Genomic DNA, 20,386 nt, shown 5'->3' with positions numbered 1-20,386 from the left:
ATTGCAGGGACGTGGCGAGGTCGATCGTTGGACAAACGAGCGGAAAGCGTCGAGATCAGATCCGCGAGCAAGGCCTATGGTGCCGTTCGCGCCCTCGACGACGTGTCCCTCAATGTCGCCGCCGGCGAGTTCGTCTCGCTGCTCGGCCCCTCCGGCTCCGGCAAGACCACGTTGCTCGGCATCCTCGGTGGCTTCATCCTGCCGTCGAGCGGAACGATCCTGTTCGGCGGCCGCGACGTCACCTGGATGCCGCCGCACAAGCGCGACATCGGCGTCGTGTTCCAGAACTACGCGCTGTTCCCGCATATGAGCGTCGGCGAGAATGTCGCCTTTCCCTTGCGCGCGCGACGGCTGCCGAAGGCGGCCTGGCCGGATAAGGTGCGCGCGGCACTTTCGATGGTCGGTCTTGCCGGCTATGAAGAGCGCGGTATCGCGCAACTCTCGGGCGGCCAGCGCCAGCGCGTGGCGCTCGCACGCGCCATGATCTTCGAGCCGCGGCTGATCCTGATGGACGAACCGCTGTCCGCGCTCGACAAGCAGCTGCGCGAATCCATGCAGATCGAGCTGCGCACGCTGCACAAGCGCATCGGCGCCACCATCATCTACGTCACCCACGATCAACGCGAAGCGCTGACCATGAGCGACCGCGTCGCCGTGATGAAGGACGGCAGGCTGATCCAGATCGACGCGCCCGAGCGCCTGCACGATCATCCCGCGGATTCCTTCGTCGCGAGTTTCATCGGCGAGGCCACGATGCTACCCGTGCGACGCGTCGATGCCTCCGGCGTTGCGCTCGGCAATGTGCTTCTGCGCAGCGCCCGCGCCATTCCCGACGGGGACGCGCTGATGCTCGCCGTGCACAGCGAAAAACTGCTGATCGACGATGGCGCGCCGGACACCGCCTGCAATCGGCTGACCGGCACGGTCACCGACATCGTCTATCAGGGCGAGAGCCTGCGCATCTTCCTGGCGCTCGCCGATGGGATCGTGCTCAGCCTGCGCCAGGCGAGCCATCACGAAGCCTACAGCCGCATCCCGCCGCTCGGCGGCAGCCTCACCGTGACCCTTCACCCCGAGGACACCATCGTCGTGCCGAGGGTGAGGGACTGAACCCAAGCCTTGTCCAACCGAGAGAAGAAGCCAAAATGTCGTCAGCAGCCTCGTTCAGCAATTTCAAGGTTCTCACCTTCGACGTCGTCGGCACCTTGATCGACTTCGAGACCGGCGTGCTCTCCGCGGTGCGCCGGATCTCGGGCAAGTCGCCGGCCGAGCTCAGCGACGACAAGATCTTCGAATCCTACAAGCGCGGTCGCGACAAGCACCACGAGCGTTCGAGCGAGGTGATGTTCCATGTCTATCGCTATCTCGCCAAGGAGCTCGGGCTGCAGGCCGATGACGCCTCCTGCGACGTCTTCCAACTCGCGGTGCTGCGCTGGGGACCGTTCCCGGACTCGGTCGAGGCACTCAAGCGCCTGCGCACGAAATTCCGCCTGGTCGCGATGACCAATGCCGACCGCGTCGCGCTCTCCTGTTACGCGCATGCGCTCGGCAATCCCTTCGACGATACCGTGTGCGCCGACGAGACTGGCGTTGCGAAACCCGATCCGGAGTTCTTCGCGTACAACAAGGGGCGCCAGTCCGCTTTCGGCTACAAGCAGTCCGATATCCTGCACGTCGCGCAGAGCCAGTATCACGACATCGGGATCGCGCGGAAGCTCGGCTACAAGGTGTGCTGGATCGAGCGTCGCCAGGGCATGGCCGGCTTCGGAGGCACACCGGCCGTGGAGACGCTGACCAAGCCGGATTTCCATTTTCCGACCTTGAAGGCGCTTGCCGATGCGGCCATCGGGCCGGCGGCGTAACTTTGTGAGCGCGGAGATGACGCAGAACTGGAGCGCATTGCCGTCGGCCAACTCGCTGTGGGAAGCCACGGCAGAGCCGGCGCGCGCGTTTCCGGTCCTGTCCGGCGAGAGCCAGGCGGACGTGGTGATCATCGGTGCCGGCTATACCGGCCTGTCCGCGGCCCACCACATCGCCAAGAGCGGGCTCAGCCCCATCGTGCTCGAGGCCAACCGCCCGGGCTGGGGCGCGAGTGGCCGCAATGGCGGCGTGATCACCGCAAAATTCCGCCTCTCGTTCCGCGAGATCGACGCCGTGCACGGCCGCGCCATGGCGCAGCGCATGTACGGGATCGCGCATGAATCCACTGATATCGTCGAGGAGCTGGTCTCCGAATTTGGCATCACCAGTGCCGCGTTGACGCGCACCGGCCAGGTCAAGGCCGCCCACAACGAGACGACCCTGAAGGCTGCGATCGACGAGGCCAGCTGGATGAAGCGCGAGATGGGCGATGCGGAGGTCCGCATCCTCGACAAGGGGCAAGTGCGCGACGAGACCGGCTCCGACATCTTCGTCGGCGGCGTGCTCAATCCCGGCTCCGGCGGCATCCATCCACTGAATTATCTGCGCGGCCTTGCCGATGGCGTGGCGCGCCGCGGTATCCCCATTTTCCAGGAGTCGCCGGTCGTAAAACTTCGGCGCGATAATAGCGGCATCGTCGCCGAAACGCCGCAGGGCGCGGTGCGCGCGAAGCAGGCGATCATCGCCACCAACAGCTATTCCGACCTCACCGGCGCGACCGCGAACATGCAGCGCACGCTGATCCCGTTCCGCAGCGCCATCATCGCGACCGACAAGCTGCCGCGCAACCTCGCGGGAAGCCTGATGCCGACCGGGCGCACCTACACCGAGACCAAGCGCATGATGCGCTGGTTCCGCATGGTCGACAACCGCGTGATTTTTGGCGGCCGCGGCGCGTTCGGCAAGCAGGATTCGGAAACCGCCTTCGACGCGTTGCGCAAGGCGATGGTCGGCATCTTCCCGGATCTCGCCGACGTCCCGCTCGCCTACAAATGGTCGGGCCTTGTCGGGATGACGCTGGACTCGGTGCCGCATATCGGCCGGCTCGACGACCGCACGCTGTTCTCGATGGGCTACAACGGCGCGGGCGTGGCGATGTCGAGCCTGATGGGCCGCTATCTCGCCGCCTTCGTGCGCGGCGAGACGCCAGAGGTCGGGCTGCTCGATGCGCGGCGCATGAGGACGATTCCGTTTTATCCGCTACGCGAGCCCGCCGTGCGCATGGTCGCCGGCTGGTACCAGTTTCTCGATGCGATCGGTCAATGACGTTTAATTGGTGACAGAGGAGGCGAGGATGACGACGAAACGAGATATTCGATTTGGCTACGCGCTGTTGGGCGGATCGCTCGGATTGTTCGCAACAACCGGCATCGCCGCTGCTGCCGAACAGATCACCTTCGTCTCGCAGGGCGGCGCCTACCAGCAGGCGCAGACGGTGGCGATCCTCGATCCCTCCGCCAAGAAGCTCGGCATCACCATCAACCAGGACTCCATTCCGGATGCCTGGCCCGCGATCAAGACGCAAGTCGGCAGCGGCAAGCCGATCTGGGACGTCGTGGATACTCCGACCGGCAACTGCCTGCGTGGCGGCGAGCAGGGGCTGATCGAGAAGCTCGACTTCTCGAAGATTCCGAATGGCGCCGCGATGCCGGAGTCCTATCGTAGCCCCTATTCGGTTTCCTACGAGTTCTATTCCAGCGTACTGGCCTACAGCCAGAAGACCTTTCCGAAGGACGCGCCGAACAGCTGGGCCGATTTCTGGGACGTCAAGAAATTCCCCGGCCGCCGTGCGCTGCGCAACCACCCGTTCGCAACGCTCGAGGCGGCGCTGATGGCCGACGGCGTCGCGCCCGACAAACTCTATCCGCTCGACGTCGATCGAGCCTTCAAGAAGCTCGAAGAGATCAAGCCGCACATCACGGTGTGGTGGACCTCCGGCGCGCAGTCGGCGCAGCTTCTCAATGACGGCGAGGTCGATATGGAGATGGCCTGGAACGGCCGCGTCAGCGCAGTCGCGAAGGAAGGCGCCAAGGTCGCCTTCACCTACAACCAGGGGGTCTTGCAGAGCACCTCGCTCTGCATCCTCAAGGGCGCGCCGAATCTCGAGACGGCGGTCAAATTCCTCAACGAGGCCGTCGATCCCGTGCACCAGGCCAATCTGCCGCTGCATATCGATTATGGCCCGGGCAACCCGAAGGCGTTCGAGACCAACGTGATCAAGCCCGAGCGCGCCGCGCAATTGCCGAGCGAGCCGGCCAATGCGGCGAAGCAGGCGCTGATGTCCTACGCCTGGTGGTCCTCGCCGGCGGGCGAAGCCGCCGAGAAGCGCTGGGCGTCGTTCATGCAGAAGTAAGCGAAGCGAGGCCGCGTTGACGACATCCGTGCCAGATCCATCGCAAAAGCATCAGCGCCGGGAGCATGCGCTGATGCTGGCATTGGTATCGCCGGCGCTGCTGGTGATCTTGGCTCTGATCGTGCTGCCGGTCGGCTGGCTCGCCTGGCAGTCGATCTACCATGACGGCTTCACGCTGGAGAACTATCGCCGCGTCTTCACCGAAGACATCTACTGGCGCAGCTTTGCGCTGACCTTCGAGATCAGCCTCGCGGTCACGGGAATCGCGCTGCTGCTCGGCTATCCCGTCGCCTACCTCGCCAACTCGGTGCCGAAAGGATGGAGCATTCTCATCCTGTCGCTGGTCGTGCTGCCGTTCTGGACCAGTGTGCTGGTGCGGGCGTATGCCTGGCTGGTGCTGCTCCAGCGCACCGGCGTGATCAACCAGTTCTTGCGTTATCTCGACGTGACGAGCGAACCGCTCGCGCTAGTGCACAACACCTTCGGCACCGTGGTTGCGACGGTCCACATCCTCCTGCCGTTCATGGTGCTGCCGCTCTATGCCACCATGCAGAAGATTCCGAGCGATCTCATGCAGGCCGGCGCCAGCCTGGGGGCGAGCCCGTCGCTCACCTTCGTCCGCGTCTTCCTGCCGCTGTCTCTGCCCGGCGTGCTCGCAGGCTCAACCATGGTATTCGTGCTCTGCCTCGGCTTCTACATCACGCCGGAACTGCTAGGCGGCGGCCGCACGGTGATGGTGTCGATGCTGGTGAGCCGCAATGTCGAGCTCTACAACCAGTTCGGCGCTGCGAGCGCGGTCGCTGTCGTGCTGCTCTTAAGCGTGCTCGCGATCTTTTTCGCCGTCAGCCGTTTCATCTCGCTCGATCGCATATTGGGGCAGAAATGACGCGATTGTCGCCCGCCCGGATCGCCCTCTATGTGATCAGCGCGCTGGTGCTGGTCTACCTGATCCTGCCGGTCCTGATCATCGCGCCGATCTCCTTCTCCAGCGCGCGCTTCCTGACCTTTCCGCCGCCGTCGTTCTCGCTGCGCTGGTATCAGCAGTATTTCTCCAACGCAGCCTGGATGCAGGCGACGCGGGTAACGCTGACTGTCGCGCTCCTGACCGTGATGATCGCAACGCCGCTCGGCGTTGCCGCCGCCTACGCCATCAGCCAGTCGAAGCTGCGGATCATGCGGCTCATCCACATAATGCTGCTGTTGCCGCTGGTGGTGCCGATCATCATCACCGCGGTGGGCATCTTCTTCCTCTATGCGAAAGTCGGCCTGGTCGCGACGCTGCCGGGCCTGGTGCTGGCGAACGTCATGTTGGGCCTGCCATACGTCATCATCTCGGTGCTGGCGGGTTTGCAGAGCTTCGATCCGGCGCAGGAGATGGTGGCACGCAGCCTCGGCATGAACCGCCTGCGCAGCTTCTTCGCGGTGACCCTGCCGCAGATCAAGTCCAGCGTGATCGCAGGCGGCATCTTCGCCTTCATCTCGGCGATGGACGAGACCATCGTCGCGCTTTTCATCTCCGGCGGCCAGTATCAGCCGCTGACCAAGCGCATGTTCACCGCGCTCCGCGACGAGATCGACCCAACCATCGCCGCCATCTCGACGTTGATGACGGCGGCCTCGTTCATGCTGGTGCTGCTGGCGAGCGCGCGGCAGCGCAAAGGGGCATGACGGCAAGGGGGCCTGCTCCCCGGGTCGACATCCGAGAGAGGCATGGCTGCCGCCACTATTTGCCGGAGAGGCATGACGAGGCCGTAATGCCGGGCGGCGGTTTCGGCCTTGCACCTTGTTTCCGGCTGTCCTACGCCAGCCCGGAACAAAATTTTCGCGAAGCTGCGAAACGCATCGCCAAAGCCTTGAGGGAGCCGTCATGACCATTCGCAACACCCGCACCGGGGGCCAGATCCTGATCGATCAGCTGGTCGCGCAAGGCGTCGAGCGCGTCACCTGCGTGCCGGGCGAGAGCTACCTTGCGGCGCTCGATGCGCTGCACGACAGCCCGATCGACGTCATGATCTGCCGCGCCGAAGGGGGAGCCGCGATGATGGCGGAGGCCTATGGCAAGCTCACCGGCCGCCCCGGAATCTGCTTCGTCACCCGCGGCCCCGGCGCCACCAATGCCAGCCACGGCGTCCACATCGCGATGCAGGATTCCACGCCCATGATCCTGTTCGTCGGTCAGGTCGACACCGGCATGCGTGAGCGCGAGGCCTTCCAGGAGCTCGACTACAAGGCGGTGTTCGGCACCATGGCGAAATGGGCCGTCGAGATCGATCGTCCCGACCGCATTCCGGAGCTGGTTGCGCGCGCCTTCCGCGTCGCCATGCAGGGCCGTCCCGGTCCCGTCGTGATCTCGCTGCCCGAGAATATGCTGACCGAGACTGCTGCCGTTGCGGACGCCATGCGGATCGAGCCGGCGGTGAGCTGGCCGGCGCCCGCCGATATCGAGCGCGTCGGCGCCATGCTGGCGAGCGCCAAAGCGCCGCTCGTCATTCTCGGCGGCTCGCGCTGGACCGATGAGGCGACCAGGAGCATCGCGCGCTTTGCCGAGCGCTTCGACCTGCCGGTTGCGACCTCGTTCCGCCGCGCGTCGCTGATCGACGCCGATCACTCGCATTATGCCGGCGACCTCGGCATCGGCCCGAGCCCAGGCCTGAAGGCGCGCATCGACGGTGCCGATGTCATTCTGCTGATCGGCGGCCGTATGTCGGAGATGCCGTCCTCATCCTACACGCTGCTCGACATTCCGACCCCGCGGCAGAAGCTGATCCACGTTCATCCCGGCTCGGAAGAGCTCGGCCGCATCTATCAGCCTGAGCTCGCGATCCAGGCCACGCCCGCCGCGTTCGCGGCCGCGGTCGAGACGCTGAAGCCGGCAGGCGCCGTTGCCTGGAAGGGCGAGGCCGCCAAGGCGCATGCCGATTACCTCGCCTGGACCGACAAGGCACGCGAGCTGCCGGGCACGTTCCAGTACGGCCAGGTCATGACCTGGCTGCGCGATCGCCTGCCCAAGGACGCGATCGTCTGCAACGGCGCCGGCAATTATGCCGGCTGGATCCATCGCCATCACCGCTTCCACAGCTTTGCCTCGCAGCTCGCGCCGACGTCGGGCTCGATGGGCTACGGCGTGCCGGCCGCGGTGCTCGCGAAGCGGCAATATCCGGACCGTACCGTCATCGCCTTTGCCGGCGACGGCTGCTTCCTGATGAACGGGCAGGAGTTCGCGACTGCCGTGCAGTACGACGCAGCCCTCGTCGTCATCGTCATCGACAATGCGCAATACGGCACCATCCGCATGCACCAGGAGCGCGACTATCCCGGTCGCGTGGTCGGCACCCAGCTCAAGAACCCGGATTTCGCGATGTACGCAAAAGCGTTCGGCGGCCATGGCGAGCGCGTCGAGCGCACCGAAGAGTTCGCGCCGGCGTTCGAACGTGCGCTCGCCTCGGGCAAGCCGTCGATCCTCCACTGCATCATCGATCCGCGCGCGATGTCGGTCAGTAAGGACTTTGCCCCTGCGGTGAAGGCTTAAGCGATGTCGGAGGGCCGCCACGTCGTCATCATCGGTGCCGGCGCGGTCGGCGTGATCAGCGCGATCGAGGCGCTGCGCGAGGGACATCGCGTCACGTTGATCGATCCGGGCGAGCCCGGTGGCGAACAGGCGGCGAGCTACGGCAATGCCGGCTGGCTCTCCTCGCATTCGGTGATCCCGCCGGCCGAGCCCGGCGTATGGAAGAAGGTGCCGGGTTATCTGATGGATCCGCTCGGGCCGCTCGCGATCCGCTGGTCTTATCTGCCGAAGGCGCTGCCCTGGTTGATCAAATATCTGCTCTCGGGCTGGACCGAGGCGCGGGTCGAGACGACGGCCTTTGCGCTACGCGACCTTCTGAAGGATGCGCCGCTGTTGCACAGGAAGCTCGCCGAGGAGGCGGGCGTTCCTGAATTGATCGAGCGTAACGGCGTGATGCATGTCTTCCCGTCGCGCGGCAATTTCGACGATGATCTCGGCTGGCGCGTGCGCAAACGCGTTGGTGTCGAATGGCTGGAGCTTTCGGCCGACGAGATGCGTCAGCGCGAGCCCGATTTGCATCCGCGCTACACTTTCGGCGTCGTGGTGGAAGAGGCCGGGCGCTGCCGCGACCCCGGTGCCTATGTCGCGGCCCTCGCGCAACATGCGCTGGCAAGCGGCGCCAAGCTTGTGCGGACCAAGGCGACAGGCCTCAGACTCAACGACGGCAAGTTAGTCACCGTCGTCACGGAGACTGGCGAGATTCCTTGCGATGCCGCGGTGATTGCCGCCGGCGCGCATTCGAAGCGGCTCACGGCATCCGTCGGTGATCCGCTGCCGCTGGAGACCGAGCGCGGCTATCACGTCATGATCGAGAATCCGGAAACGGGCCCGCGCAGCTCGATGATGGCCTCGGATGCGAAGATGGTGGTGAACTGGACCGACAAGGGTTTGCGCGCCGCCGGAACGGTCGAGATCGCAGGCCTCGAGGCCGCGCCGAGCTGGAAGCGCGCCGAGATTTTGCGCAACAACCTCTTCAGCATGTTCCCGAAACTGCCGACGGACATTCCGGCTTCGCGTATCAAGACCTGGTTCGGCCATCGGCCCAGCATGCCGGACGGACGTCCCTGCATCGGTTACGCGCGGGCCTCGCGCGACATCGTCTATGCCTTCGGTCACGGCCATATCGGCCTGGTCGGTTCGGCCCGCACCGGCCGTCTCGTCGCCCAGCTTCTGAGCGGCAAGCCGCCGGAAATTCCGCTCGCACCGTTTTCGCCCGATCGTTTTCTCTGAGATCGCATCATGACCGCTCCAGCCAGCTCGTCCCCCCGAATCGCCCGCGGCGGCAAAGCCATTTATGGGGCGCCGCTCGGCATCTTGATGCTGGAGGCGCGCTTTCCCCGCATTCCCGGCGACATGGGCAACGGCACCACCTGGCCTTTCCCCGTGCTCTATCGCGTGGTGAGCGGTGCTTCGCCGGAGAAGGTGGTGCTGAAGGGGGCGGCCGGTCTGCTGCCTGACTTCATCGTTGCGGCAAATGATCTGGTGCGGCTCGGGGCCGAAGCCATCACCACCAATTGCGGCTTCCTCTCACTGTTCCAGAAGGAGATCGCCGCCGCGGTCGGCGTTCCCGTCGCGACCTCGTCACTGATGCAGGTGCCGTGGGTGCAGGCGACCTTGCCGCCGGGCAAGCGCGTCGGCCTCGTCACGGTGTCCGGTTCGACCTTGACGCCGGCCCATCTCGCAGGTGCCGGCGTGCCGCTCGATACGCCGCTGGTCGGCACCGAGCACGGCAAGGAATTCTTCCGCGTCCTGATCAAGGCCGAGAAGGAGGACATGGACATCGCGCAAGCCGAACGTGACGTCGTCGAGGCCGGCAAGGAGCTGGTCGCCAGCAACCCGGATGTCGGCGCGATCGTGCTGGAATGCACCAACATGCCGCCTTATGCAGCGGCGCTTCAGGCTGAGGTCGGATTGCCCGTCTATGACATCTATTCCATGATTACGTGGTTTCACGCCGGACTTCGGCCGCGCCGGTTTGGCTAGAGGTCGAGAAATTGTCTATGGGCTGCTCTTCCTTCTCCCCTTGTGGGAGAAGGTGGCGCGAAGCGCCGGATGAGGGGTATCTCTCCGCGCATACAGATGCGGATGAGTGCACGGAGAGATACCCCTCACCCAAATGAGTTTGTATCTATCAGCGGTGATGCCCTCTCCCGCAAGGGGAGAGGGCGCAGCCATACGCATCGTGCGCTCTCCCACCGGCAGCGGAAGAGCAGCTATACAATCCCTCGATACCTGATCGCGCCAGACGGTCAGAGCTTTCGGGCCTGAACATCGCTAGAGTGCCGCTCGAATCCACGGAGACAAGCGGTGCACAGCCTTCAATCCAATCCCGACACGCGCGCAGACGATTGGCCGTCCGAGCTCTACCGCATCCTGAAAGCCGCGGACGTGCGGCAGATGTCCTACGTCCCCGATGCCGGCCACAGCCAGCTCATCCGCCTGTTCTCGGCAGATCGCGACGTCACCACCAACGTGCTGACGACGGAAGAGGAGGGCATTGCCATCGCCGCGGGCGCCTGGCTCGGCGGCCAACGTAGCGTGCTCTTGATGCAGTCGAGCGGGGTCGGCAATTGCATCAACATGCTGTCGCTGTCGGCGATCGGACGATTTCCACTGCTGATGCTGGTGACGATGCGTGGCGAATGGGCCGAGTTCAATCCCTGGCAGGTGCCGATGAGCCGGGCGACGCAGCCCTCGCTGGAGGCGATCGGCCTGAAGGTAATGCGGGCGGAGACGGCGGAAGATCTGGTCGAGACCGTGGAATCGGCCGCAGCGCTCGCTTACGATTCCGATCAGCAGATCGCGGTGCTGATCGGGCAGCGCCTGATCGGCAAGAAGAAGTGGTGATCCCAATGCAAGCTCAACTCGATCGCCGCGCCGCCGTTGCCGCGCTCTTGAAGAATCGCCAGGACACGCTGGTCGTGTCCGGCCTCGGCTCGCCGACCTATGACCTTCATTCGGTCGGCGACCACGACGGCAATTTCTATCTCTGGGGCGCCATGGGCGGCGCCGCGCTGATCGGGCTTGGCCTCGCGCAAGCCCAGCCGGGAAAGCGCGTCCTCGCCTTGACCGGCGATGGCGAGCAATTGATGGGCCTCGGCGGCATCGCCACCATCGGCGTCGCGCGCCCGCGCAATCTCGACATCGTCGTGATCGACAACCAGCATTTTGGCGAGACCGGGATGCAGGCGAGCCACACCGGGCGCGGCGTCGACCTCACCGCAATCGCCGTGGCTTGCGGCTTTGCCGCTGCCGGAACCGTGCGGTCGCTCGAGGAAGTGGAACGTCTGGCGACGCAGCTCGACGAGCCGGCCGATGGCCCGCGGCTTTTTGTCATCAAGGTCCTGGCCGAAAATCCGCCGCGCTCGCTGCCCTCGCGCGATGCTGTCTTTATCAAGAACCGGTTCCGTGCTCATCTCGGCTTCGCGGCTGCGTAAGCCGGGTCTCACCCGGCGACAGTCTGCCCCAAGCAGCTATCCTGGAGTGAGACCATGAAACTAACCGGCAAGGTCGCCGCCATTACCGGCGCAGCGCGCGGCATCGGCAAGGCCTGCGCAAAGCGATTCCTGGACGACGGCGTCAAGGTCGTCATCTCGGATGTCGATGCCGACGGCTTGGCTGCGACGGCTGCCGAACTCGGACGACCGGATGCCCTGCGTACCGTCGTCGGCAATGTCGCCAAGCGTGCCGACGTCGACCAGCTGGTCGCCACCGCCGTGAAGGAGTTCGGCCGGCTCGACATCATGGTCAACAATGCCGGCGTTGCCCGCAACCGGGACCTCCTGGAGATTTCCGAAGAGGAATTCGACGAGATCATCGGTATCAATCTGAAGGGCGCGTTCTTCGGCGTGCAGGCGGCGGCGAAGCAAATGATCGCGCAAGGCGGCGGCGGGGTCATCATCAACATGTCCTCGGTCAATGCACTGCTGGCAATCCCGGCGCTTGCGACCTACGCCATGTCCAAGGGCGGCATGAAGCAGCTCACATCAGTGGCCGCCGTCGCGCTGGCCCCGCACAATATTCGCGTGGTGGCCGTCGGACCGGGCACGATCCTGACCGACATGGTGGCATCGTCCATCTACACCTCGGAGGATGCCCGCAAGACCGTGATGTCACGCACGCCGGCCGGTCGTGGCGGCGAGCCGAGCGAGGTTGCTTCCGTCGTCGCGTTCCTGGCGAGCGACGATGCCTCCTACATCACGGGGCAGACGATCTATCCGGATGGTGGGCGGCTGGTCCTGAATTACACGGTGCCGGTGAAGGAGAAGTAGGGACGAAAGGTCACCGCACTCTCCCGTGTCATCGCCCGCGAAGGCGGGCGATCCAGTACTCCGTGACGCCTGTGATTGAACCGAAGGGCCGCGGCGTACTGGATGCCCCGCCTTCGCGGGGCATGACAGCGTCGGTTGCAGGGCAACCTCACTCCGCCGCGGCGGTCATCCCGTGACCCAGCCGTTTCGAGATGCCGCCCGCGCAATCGCGTAGCGCATGGGCGATCGGGCTGTCCCAGCGGGCGTCGAACGTGCCTTCCGGTCCCATCGCGGTGATCACCAGCGCGACATGGCCGGAATGGTCGAACACCGGCGCTGAGAATGCGTTGACGCCGGGCAGGGGATCGCCGAGCGCGCGGGCGAGGCCGTGCTTGCGGACCTCGGTGAGCATCTCAGTGAGCTTCGCGCCTTTCACACCGCGCTTCGGATTATAGCCGACGCCGTGACGATCGAGGCCGCTTTCGAGTGCGGCGTTGATCGTCTTTTCCGGCAAAAAGGCCGCAAAAGCCCGGCCTGTGGCCGTCTCCAGCAGCGCCATCACCGAGCCGGCGCGCATCACGATGTGAACGGGCTGGCCGGGTTCTTCCAGCTGCACCACGGTCGGGCCGTGCGTGCCCCAGACCGCGAGCGAGACCGCATGCCCGATCTGACTCGCGAGCGCCGCGATCTTCGGTCCTGCGATGCGTACGCCGGAGAGGCGGCGCAGGCTGATCAGGCCGAGCTCCAGGGCCAGCGCGCCGATCTCGTAGCGGCCGGTGGTCTCGTCCTGCTCGATCAGGCCGATGCGGGAGAAGCTGGCGAGATAGGGATGCGCCTTGGCCGGCGTCATGCCGGCCTCGCGCGCGAGATCGCGCAGCATCATCGGCTCGCCGCTGCGGGCGAGGGCGCGGAGCAATTCTCCGCCAACCTCGATCGACTGGATGCCGCGGCTTTCTCTTTTCATACGCCTCCTGGCGTGGCTTACGCCGCGTTGCGCTTGGCGGCGCTGTCGGCGAGATGACGGCCGGCAATGTAGCCGAAGGTCAGCGCCGGCCCAAGCGTGATGCCGGCACCGGGATAATTGCCACCCATGATGCTCGCCATGTCGTTGCCGGCGGCATAGAGCCCGGGAATGACCCGTCCTTCCGCATCCAACGCCCGCGCGTTCTCGTCGGTGACGATGCCGGCATAGGTGCCGAGATCGCCGACCACCATCTTGATGGCGTAGAACGGCCCGTTCTCGATCGGCGCGACGCAGGGGTTCGGGCCGTGCAGCGCATCGCCCTGGTAGCGGTTATAGGCCTTCGAGCCCTTGCCGAAGGCGGCGTCGTGTCCCTGTGGTGCGGTCGCATTGAACTGCTTGACGGTCTCGACGAACGCCATGCTGTCGATGCCCGCCTTTGTCGCGAGCGCCTCCAGCGTTTCGCCGCGCATGAGATAGCCGGTCTCGAGGTGATGACCCAGCGGCATCGGGAATGGCGGCACACAGCCGAGGCCGTATTTGCGCAGGGTCGGGTGATCGCAGATGAGGTACGCCGCGATCTCCTCGCCGGGCTTCGCCGCCTTGACCATGGCCTGGACGAAGTCGTGATAGGAATTGCCCTCGTTGGCAAAGCGCTTGCCATCACGCATCACCGCGATCACGCCGGGTTTGGCGCGGTCGATGAAATGCGGCATCACGCCTTGTGAGCCGTCCTTGCGCTTGGTGACCGAGACCGGGACCCAGGCTGCCGCGTTCGGCAGCCGGTCCTCGACATGCCCGCCGGCGGTTTCCGCAAGGCGCAGGCCGTCGCCGGTGTTGCCGGTCGGTCCCGGCGAAAAATGCTCTTTGCCGGTCGGCGCGTGTGGGAACATCTTCTTGCGCCGTTCGACATCATGCGGGAAGCCGCCGCAGGCGAGCACGACGCCTTGTCTGGCACGAATGCGGACGTCGCGTCCTTCGCGGGCGACAATCGCGCCGGTGACAGTGCCGTTCTCGACCGTCAGCTCGCGTACCGGCGCGGACAGCCACATCGGAATCTTCAGATCCTGCGCGGATTTTGCCAGTCGCCCGGCGAGCGCATTGCCGTTGGTCAGCGTCATGCCGCGGCCATAGCGCAGCACGTCCATCAGGTGCCGCGACAGGCGCTTTGCGACATAGACCGCCGAGGTCAGCGACTTCGTCGCGCGCATGAAATGGACGATGTCCTTGCCGGATCCGAGCATCATGCCGAATACGGTCAGCTCGGGCAGGGGCGTGCCGAGGGTCTTGATCTGGTCGCCGAGCTCGCGGCCGTCGAACGGGCGTGCCACCATCGAACGACCACCCTGAGTGCCGCCGGGCGCCTCGGCGTGGTAGTCCGGGAACACCAGCGGCATGTCGAAACGGAGCGCGGTCTTGCTGGTGAAGAAATCGACCGCCTCGGGCCCGGTGCTCAGGAATGCATCGACACGTGCGGCGTCAAAGTTGTTGCCGGCTTCGTGCCGCAGGTAGGTTCGCGCCTGCTCGGGCGTCTCCGCGATGCCGTAAGCCTTGGCCAGCGAGGTGCCGGGAATCCACAACCAGCCGCCGGAGCGGGCGGTGGTGCCGCCGAAGCGTGGCTCCTTCTCGACGATCAGGACGTCGAGACCGCGATAGCGCGCGGTGATCGCGGCCGACATGCCGGAGCAGCCCGATCCGGCCACGAGCACATCGCACTCGTAAGTCTCAATTGCGCTGCGCTCGTTGCCGGTCATGCAGGCCTCACTTCTTGAGCAGCGGACATTTGGATTCGGAGACCGGGCGGAAGGCGTCCTCGCCCTTCACCGTCTTGATGATCTCCAAATAATCCCAGGGTTCCTTGGACTGCTCGGGCGTTTTCACCTTGGCGAGATACATGTCGCGAATGACGCGGCCGTCCTCGCGCAGACGTCCGCCATGAACGAATGTATCCTCGATTGGCAGCTCGCGCATCTTGGCCATCGCCTTGGCGGGATCATCGGTGCCGGCGGCCTTGATGGCCTTGAGATAATGCAGCACCGAGCCGTAGACGCCGGTCTGGATCATGGTCGGCATCACCTTGGTGCGCTCGTAGAATTTCCGCGACCAGGCGCGGGTCGCCTCGTCCATGTTCCAATAGGACGCCGTGGTCATGTAGGTGCCCTGCGCGGATTTGAGCCCGATCGCGTGCACGTCGGTGTCGAACATCAGGAGGCCGACCAGCTTCTGCCCGCCCTGGACCAGACCGAACTCGCCCGACTGCTTGATCGCATTGTCGGTGTCCTGGCCCGCATTGGCGAAGGCGACAACGTCCGATTTCGAGCTTTGCGCCTGCAGCGCGAAGGAGGAGAAGTCCGCGGTGTTGGTCGGATGCTTCACGCCGCCGAGGACCTTGCCGCCCATTTCGTTGATGAAGCGGGTGGCATCCTTCTCGAGCTGCTGGCCGAAGGCGTAATCGGCGGTGATGAAGTACCAGGATTTTCCACCTTCCTTGATCACGGCCGAGGCCGTCACCTTCGACAGCGCGTAGGTATCATAGGTGAAGTGCACCGTGTTCGGGCTGCAAAGCTCGTCGGTCAACGAACTCGCGCCGGGGCCGGAGAGCAGCGCAATCTTGTTGCGCTCGCGCACCATGTTGTGGACGGCGATCGCGATACCGGAATTGGGGATGTCGACGACGGCATCGACCTTGCCGTTGTCGAACCAGCCGCGCACGATCTGCACGCCGACGTCGGTCTTCATCTGGTGGTCGGCGCTGATGATCTCGATCGGCTTGCCGAGCACGGTCGGCCCGAATTCCTCCACCGCCATTTTCGCGGCCTCCACGGAGCCCGGCCCGCTGTTGTCGCGGCCCCAGCTCGACAGATCCGTCAGCACGCCGATCCGCACGGCGTCGTCGGAGATTTGGGCGTTCGCAACGGTGGTCATGGCAGCCGAAGTCATGGCCGCGAGCACGGCGCAGGCCAAAAGCCCTCTCATCTCGTTCCCTCTCGTTTATGGGCCGCTTGGCGCGGCTGGTTGTTGTGGCAGCAAGTTAGATAATGGTGAATAAGTTTGTCAATGGCGAATAACGGCTCCACGTCGTCCCGGCGAAGGCCGGGACCCATACCGCGTGATCTCTCGATGCCGGGCGGTCGCAGTACCGGAGCACGCGTCCTCGCCAAACTCCTCCCTGTGGTTATGGGTCCCGGCCCCCCGTGCGCAATTGCGCACTAGGCCGGGACGACGGTGAGGAGGCAGTGGTGCGAAAAATCTCGCATCGTGATCTGGGGGAGAACTAACACTCCCGCAAGTTGCAACCGCCACAACGATTGGCCATGATGCCACCCAGGAATCTTGGGGCGGATGGCAATGACGGCAGCATCGGGTGTCTCCAGTGCGGCGGAGAAATCGACGACGGCGCATGTGGTGTGGGCGAGCGCGCTCGGCACCGCGATCGAGTGGTATGACTTCCTGATCTACGGCACGGCGGCGGCGCTGGTTCTGAACAAGCTGTTCTTCCCGAGCTTCGATCCCTTCGTCGGCACACTGGCGGCATTCTCGACCTATGCCGTCGGCTTCGTTGCGCGGCCGATCGGCGGTGCGATCATCGGGCATTATGGCGACCGGCTCGGCCGCAAGAAGATGCTGGTCGCGACCATGATCGCGATGGGACTGGGCACGTTCCTGATCGGTTGCCTGCCGACCTACAGCCAGATCGGCGTCTGGGCGCCGATCTTTCTCGTCATTTTGCGCTTCATCCAGGGCATCGGGCTCGGTGGCGAGTGGAGCGGGGCGGTGGTCATGGTGGCCGAGCACGCCGGCAACCGCCGTGGCTTCTACGGCAGCCTGGTGCAGATCGGCTTCCCCGTCGGCGTCGCCGCGTCTACCGGCATTTTTGGTCTGATGACGCAGCTGCCCGAGGCGGACTTCCTGAGCTGGGGCTGGCGCGTGCCGTTTCTGATCAGCATCCTGCTCGTCGGCGTCGGCTTCATCGTGCGGCTGAAACTTGCGGAGACGCCGCACTTCAAGGAGGTGCTCGAGCGCAAGGAGGTTCTGGCGCAGCCGGCGCTGGAAGTCCTGCGCCGCGACTGGCGCAGCTTCCTGCTCGCGATCGGCATCACGGTGTCCGAAGTCGGGCTCGCTTATCTCCTCACTGTTTTCACCGTGGTCTACGCCACGACGCAGCTCGGCCTGCCGCGGCAGGTGATCCTGAATGCGGTGGTCTATGCCGCGCTCGTCGAGCTCGCGACGCTGCCCCTCGCAGGCTGGCTGTCCGACATCTTCGGCCGCAAAGCGCTGTATCTCGCCGGCGGCGTGTTCTCGGTGGCGCTGGCATTTCCGTTGTTCTGGTTCCTCGACACCAGGGACCCGGCGCTGATCACGCTCGCGCTCGTCGTCACGATGACACTGACGCATGCGTTGCTGTTCGGGCCGAAGGCGGCCTTCATGCCGGAGCTGTTCCGTACCCAGGTGCGCTACAGCGGCGCATCGCTGGGAGCCAACGTTGCCGCCGCGCTGAGCGGCGGCTTCTCGCCGCTGATTGCGACGGCACTGCTGGCATGGGCCGGTTCTTATTGGGCCGTGTCGGTCTACATCATCGCGCTGTCGGTCATCACCATCATCGCAACGCTGATGGCGCCGGAGACGGCGCGGGACCAGCTCAGGTCCTGAGCACCGCCTTCATCACGTCTGCCGCGCCAGCGGGCCCGCACGTTCGAAGCCATCATTTTGTACGCAGGTCCTGACGCCTTCTTATGCGCGCTGCCAAAAGCCGATGCAGCGGGACGAACCATTAGCCGCGTTTATGCGGCGAATTTTTACTTCCAATTTTACTTCACAACATCCCGCCCATAGCCTCCCTCGCAATTGATCACATCCGCAGCCGGTCAATGGCGACCGGTGCGCAGCGTTCATCGTAGCCAACGAGGGTTGCCATGCTTGACAGGGACAAGGGGACATCCACTGCCAATCCGGCGGGGACGAGCGACAAGCCTGCGAAAAAGCTGAGCCGGCGCATGCTGTTGAAGGGCGCTGCGGCGGTGGCTGGCGCGGCCGCAGGATCGGACGCGATCCGCGGATTCCCGACGATCTGGGCACAGGAGATCAAGGACATCGAGCTGCGCCATGTCGGCGTGTCCTATTCCGTGGTGAAGGCGATCGGCGACCAGGCGGCCAAGGATCTCGGCTTCAAGGTGACGATGCAGAACCTCGACACCTCCGCCGCCATCAACCGCTTCATAAGCCAGCCTAATACGGTCGACATCGCCGATCTCGAGGGCTGGCAGGCCAAGCTCGCCGCCAAGCGCGGCGTGATCCAGGGCATCGAGGTCAAGAAAGTCAAGGAGTTCGACAACATCCTGCCGATCTTCACCAAGGGCGAGATCGACGGTCACAAGATCCCGCGCCAGGGCATCTCGCCCTACGAGGCCATGTATATCGCCAAGCCCGATTCGACCGATCTGAACGACGGCGTGACCGAATGGGCGACCTTCCTGCCGCAGGTCTACAACGCCGACTCCATCGGCTATCGCCCCGACCTCGTCGGCCATGAAGTCACGGAATGGAAGAATCTGATCGATCCGAAATTCAAGGGCAAGGCCGCGATCCTCGACGTGCCCGCAATCGGCATCATGGATGCCGCGCTCTGCTTCGAAAGCGCCGGGCTGATCAAGTACGGCAACAAGGGCAACATGACCAAGGAGGAGATCGACTTCACCTGCAACAAGCTGATCGAGCTCAAGAAGCAGGGCCAGTTCCGCGCGACCTGGACCACCTTCGACCAGTCGGTGCAGCTGATGGCGGCGGGCGAAGTAGTCATCCAGTCGATGTGGTCGCCGGCGGTTGCCGCGGTACGCGTGAAGGAAATCCCCTGCGTCTACGCGCCGGTCAACATCAAGAACGGCAAGGAAGGCTATCGCGGCTGGTGCAACGGCATGGGCCTGATGAAGCATCTCTCCGGCAAGAAGCTGGACGCGGCCTACGAATATCTCAACTGGTATCTGTCGGGATGGCAGGGCGGCTTCGTCGCGCGCTACGGCTATTACAGCCCGGTCCCCTCGACTGCGAAGAAATTCCTCACGCCGGCCGAATGGGCGTTCTGGTACGAGGGCCAGCCCGCGCCCGAGGTGGTCAACGATCCCTATGGCGTGCCGATGGAGAAGAGCGGCACCAAGCGTGACGGCGGCTCGTTCCTCGACCGCGTCAAGAACATCTCGTGCTGGAACACGCTGATGGACGAAGCTGCCTACATGAACAAGCGCTGGAACGACTTCAAGGTGGCCTGAAACCTGCTTCACCTGACGTGAACGAAGCGCCGGCGCGGCAATGCGCCGGTGCGGAAAGACCGACTTCGAGGCGTTTGCCGACATGCAGACCAGTCAAACCCCACCACGCGCAAATCTCGCCGGCTGGCTCTACGTGTCGCCGCTCGTACTGGTGCTCGTGCCGTTCTTCGTTGCGCCGATCCTGGTCGTGCTGGCCGCGAGCTTCTTCGCCACCGACGGCTTCGGCGGGCTGACGCCGGGCTTCACGCTCGCAAGCTACCTCGAGGTGCTGCATTCAGCGCTGACGCTGAAGCTGTATCTGGCGACGATCAAGTTCACGGTGCTGACCTGGATCTTCACGCTGATCATCGGCTTCTTCGTCGCATACTTCCTGGTCTTCCACGTCCGCAACCAACTGCTGGCGATTGGCCTGTTCCTGCTCTGCACGGTGCCGTTCTGGACCTCGAACATCATCCGGATGATTTCCTGGATTCCGCTGCTCGGCAAGGAAGGCCTGATCAACCAGGCGCTGCTGGCAATGGGCGTGATCCGCCAGCCGCTGGAAGTGCTGCTGTTCTCGGACCTGGCGGTCGTCATCGCCTATGTCCACCAACTCACCATTTTCATGATCGTGCCGATCTTCAATTCCATGGCACGGATCGACAAGAAGCTGATCGAGGCCGCGATCGATGCAGGCGCCAGCCGTTTCGACATCATGCGCCTGATCGTGGTGCCGATGTCCAAGAGCGGCATCGCGCTCGGCACCATCTTCGTCGTCTCGATCGTGATGGGCGATTTCTTCGTCGTCAAGGTGATGTCCGGCGGCGGTTCGGCCTCGGTGGTCAGCGCGTTCTACGAGGACGTCGGCGTGCTGCAATATCCGACGGCGGCGGCAAGCGCGGTGCTGCTGACGCTGGTGCTGGTCGCGATCGTCTCGCTGATCCTGCGCACCGTCGACATCAGGCAGGAGATCACGCGATGAGCGCGGTTCTCGCCGACATGCCCAAGACTGACTTGCCCAAGACTGACTTGCCCAAGACTGACTTGCCCAAGACTGACTTGCCCAAGACTGACTTGCCCAAGACTGACTTG

The 20,386-nt window shown here is 64.5% G+C and carries 18 protein-coding genes; 15 read left to right on the top strand and 3 right to left on the bottom strand.

What is annotated here, in order from left to right; translation table 11 throughout:
* Window positions 1–27: 27 nt before the first annotated feature.
* The 12 genes from AC0L20_RS34390 to AC0L20_RS34335 all read left to right on the top strand — a co-directional run bounded on the left by AC0L20_RS34390 (window position 28) and on the right by AC0L20_RS34335 (window position 12,112).
* The gene (locus AC0L20_RS34390; RefSeq protein ID WP_473294906.1) at window positions 28–1,110 is read left to right on the top strand and encodes an ABC transporter ATP-binding protein; all 1,083 of its coding nucleotides are present in this window, start codon (window positions 28–30) and stop codon (window positions 1,108–1,110) included.
* A gap of 35 nt (window positions 1,111–1,145) precedes the next feature.
* A complete protein-coding gene (locus AC0L20_RS34385) occupies window positions 1,146–1,862 on the top strand; it encodes an HAD family hydrolase (RefSeq protein ID WP_018454007.1) in 717 nt (238 codons plus the stop codon).
* Window positions 1,863–1,878: 16 nt separating this feature from the next.
* Window positions 1,879–3,186: an NAD(P)/FAD-dependent oxidoreductase gene (locus tag AC0L20_RS34380; protein ID WP_473294905.1), complete on the top strand. Its 1,308-nt coding sequence runs from the start codon at window positions 1,879–1,881 to the stop codon at window positions 3,184–3,186.
* Between the two features lie 28 nt (window positions 3,187–3,214).
* Window positions 3,215–4,273 (top strand): ABC transporter substrate-binding protein, encoded by a 1,059-nt coding sequence (locus AC0L20_RS34375; protein WP_473294904.1) that lies wholly within the window; start codon window positions 3,215–3,217, stop codon window positions 4,271–4,273.
* A 73-nt stretch (window positions 4,274–4,346) separates the two neighbouring features.
* Window positions 4,347–5,159, top strand: a complete 813-nt coding sequence (locus AC0L20_RS34370) for an ABC transporter permease (RefSeq protein WP_473294903.1) — start codon at window positions 4,347–4,349, stop codon at window positions 5,157–5,159.
* Window positions 5,156–5,941: an ABC transporter permease gene (locus AC0L20_RS34365; RefSeq protein ID WP_473294902.1), complete on the top strand. Its 786-nt coding sequence runs from the start codon at window positions 5,156–5,158 to the stop codon at window positions 5,939–5,941. The genes AC0L20_RS34370 and AC0L20_RS34365 overlap by 4 nt, the downstream gene beginning before the upstream one ends.
* A 199-nt stretch (window positions 5,942–6,140) precedes the next feature.
* Entirely contained in the window at window positions 6,141–7,802 is a 1,662-nt protein-coding gene (locus tag AC0L20_RS34360; RefSeq protein WP_473294901.1) for a thiamine pyrophosphate-binding protein, read from the top strand.
* A gap of 3 nt (window positions 7,803–7,805) precedes the next feature.
* Entirely contained in the window at window positions 7,806–9,071 is a 1,266-nt protein-coding gene (locus AC0L20_RS34355; protein WP_473294900.1) for an NAD(P)/FAD-dependent oxidoreductase, read from the top strand.
* A gap of 9 nt (window positions 9,072–9,080) precedes the next feature.
* On the top strand, window positions 9,081–9,824 hold the full coding sequence (locus AC0L20_RS34350) for an aspartate/glutamate racemase family protein (protein WP_473294899.1): 744 nt from the start codon (window positions 9,081–9,083) through the stop codon (window positions 9,822–9,824).
* A gap of 324 nt (window positions 9,825–10,148) precedes the next feature.
* Window positions 10,149–10,688 carry a phosphonopyruvate decarboxylase gene (locus AC0L20_RS34345; protein ID WP_473294898.1) on the top strand — a complete coding sequence of 180 codons (540 nt, stop codon included), beginning with the start codon at window positions 10,149–10,151 and terminating at the stop codon, window positions 10,686–10,688.
* A 5-nt stretch (window positions 10,689–10,693) separates the two neighbouring features.
* Window positions 10,694–11,278 (top strand): thiamine pyrophosphate-dependent enzyme, encoded by a 585-nt coding sequence (locus AC0L20_RS34340; RefSeq protein ID WP_473294897.1) that lies wholly within the window; start codon window positions 10,694–10,696, stop codon window positions 11,276–11,278.
* A gap of 54 nt (window positions 11,279–11,332) precedes the next feature.
* Window positions 11,333–12,112 (top strand): SDR family NAD(P)-dependent oxidoreductase, encoded by a 780-nt coding sequence (locus AC0L20_RS34335; protein WP_473294896.1) that lies wholly within the window; start codon window positions 11,333–11,335, stop codon window positions 12,110–12,112.
* A gap of 148 nt (window positions 12,113–12,260) precedes the next feature.
* Here AC0L20_RS34335 and AC0L20_RS34330 read toward each other — a convergent pair whose 3' ends face one another.
* Genes AC0L20_RS34330 through AC0L20_RS34320 form a run of 3 tightly spaced genes read right to left on the bottom strand, consistent with a single transcriptional unit; the run spans window position 12,261 to window position 16,028 of the window.
* Window positions 12,261–13,055: an IclR family transcriptional regulator gene (locus tag AC0L20_RS34330; RefSeq protein WP_473294895.1), complete on the bottom strand. Its 795-nt coding sequence runs from the start codon at window positions 13,053–13,055 to the stop codon at window positions 12,261–12,263.
* Between the two features lie 17 nt (window positions 13,056–13,072).
* A complete protein-coding gene (locus tag AC0L20_RS34325) occupies window positions 13,073–14,806 on the bottom strand; it encodes an FAD-dependent oxidoreductase (protein ID WP_473294894.1) in 1,734 nt (577 codons plus the stop codon).
* A 7-nt stretch (window positions 14,807–14,813) separates the two neighbouring features.
* Window positions 14,814–16,028, bottom strand: a complete 1,215-nt coding sequence (locus tag AC0L20_RS34320) for an ABC transporter substrate-binding protein (protein WP_473294893.1) — start codon at window positions 16,026–16,028, stop codon at window positions 14,814–14,816.
* Window positions 16,029–16,400: 372 nt separating this feature from the next.
* Here AC0L20_RS34320 and AC0L20_RS34315 point away from each other — a divergent pair, with 372 nt between their 5' ends.
* The 3 genes from AC0L20_RS34315 to AC0L20_RS34305 all read left to right on the top strand — a co-directional run bounded on the left by AC0L20_RS34315 (window position 16,401) and on the right by AC0L20_RS34305 (window position 20,276).
* Window positions 16,401–17,702: an MFS transporter gene (locus tag AC0L20_RS34315; RefSeq protein WP_473294892.1), complete on the top strand. Its 1,302-nt coding sequence runs from the start codon at window positions 16,401–16,403 to the stop codon at window positions 17,700–17,702.
* Window positions 17,703–17,965: 263 nt separating this feature from the next.
* Complete coding sequence (locus tag AC0L20_RS34310; protein ID WP_473294891.1) at window positions 17,966–19,315, top strand: ABC transporter substrate-binding protein; 1,350 nt, start codon at window positions 17,966–17,968, stop codon at window positions 19,313–19,315.
* A gap of 82 nt (window positions 19,316–19,397) precedes the next feature.
* Window positions 19,398–20,276, top strand: a complete 879-nt coding sequence (locus AC0L20_RS34305) for an ABC transporter permease (protein ID WP_473294890.1) — start codon at window positions 19,398–19,400, stop codon at window positions 20,274–20,276.
* Window positions 20,277–20,386 lie beyond the last annotated feature (110 nt).

It is taken from the genome of Bradyrhizobium sp. Kon58 (assembly GCF_055807455.1).
This window is presented reverse-complemented; position numbering and strand designations above follow the sequence as displayed.

Coding starts and splice junctions, on each gene's coding strand:
- AC0L20_RS34385 (WP_018454007.1), top strand. CDS start 1,146: ATGTCGTCAGCAGCCTCGTTCAGCAATTTCAAGGTTCTCACCTTCGAC.
- AC0L20_RS34380 (WP_473294905.1), top strand. CDS start 1,879: ATGACGCAGAACTGGAGCGCATTGCCGTCGGCCAACTCGCTGTGGGAA.
- AC0L20_RS34375 (WP_473294904.1), top strand. CDS start 3,215: ATGACGACGAAACGAGATATTCGATTTGGCTACGCGCTGTTGGGCGGA.
- AC0L20_RS34370 (WP_473294903.1), top strand. CDS start 4,347: ATGCTGGCATTGGTATCGCCGGCGCTGCTGGTGATCTTGGCTCTGATC.
- AC0L20_RS34365 (WP_473294902.1), top strand. CDS start 5,156: ATGACGCGATTGTCGCCCGCCCGGATCGCCCTCTATGTGATCAGCGCG.
- AC0L20_RS34360 (WP_473294901.1), top strand. CDS start 6,141: ATGACCATTCGCAACACCCGCACCGGGGGCCAGATCCTGATCGATCAG.
- AC0L20_RS34355 (WP_473294900.1), top strand. CDS start 7,806: ATGTCGGAGGGCCGCCACGTCGTCATCATCGGTGCCGGCGCGGTCGGC.
- AC0L20_RS34350 (WP_473294899.1), top strand. CDS start 9,081: ATGACCGCTCCAGCCAGCTCGTCCCCCCGAATCGCCCGCGGCGGCAAA.
- AC0L20_RS34340 (WP_473294897.1), top strand. CDS start 10,694: ATGCAAGCTCAACTCGATCGCCGCGCCGCCGTTGCCGCGCTCTTGAAG.
- AC0L20_RS34335 (WP_473294896.1), top strand. CDS start 11,333: ATGAAACTAACCGGCAAGGTCGCCGCCATTACCGGCGCAGCGCGCGGC.
- AC0L20_RS34330 (WP_473294895.1), bottom strand. CDS start 13,055: ATGAAAAGAGAAAGCCGCGGCATCCAGTCGATCGAGGTTGGCGGAGAA.
- AC0L20_RS34325 (WP_473294894.1), bottom strand. CDS start 14,806: ATGACCGGCAACGAGCGCAGCGCAATTGAGACTTACGAGTGCGATGTG.
- AC0L20_RS34320 (WP_473294893.1), bottom strand. CDS start 16,028: ATGAGAGGGCTTTTGGCCTGCGCCGTGCTCGCGGCCATGACTTCGGCT.
- AC0L20_RS34315 (WP_473294892.1), top strand. CDS start 16,401: ATGACGGCAGCATCGGGTGTCTCCAGTGCGGCGGAGAAATCGACGACG.
- AC0L20_RS34310 (WP_473294891.1), top strand. CDS start 17,966: ATGCTTGACAGGGACAAGGGGACATCCACTGCCAATCCGGCGGGGACG.
- AC0L20_RS34305 (WP_473294890.1), top strand. CDS start 19,398: ATGCAGACCAGTCAAACCCCACCACGCGCAAATCTCGCCGGCTGGCTC.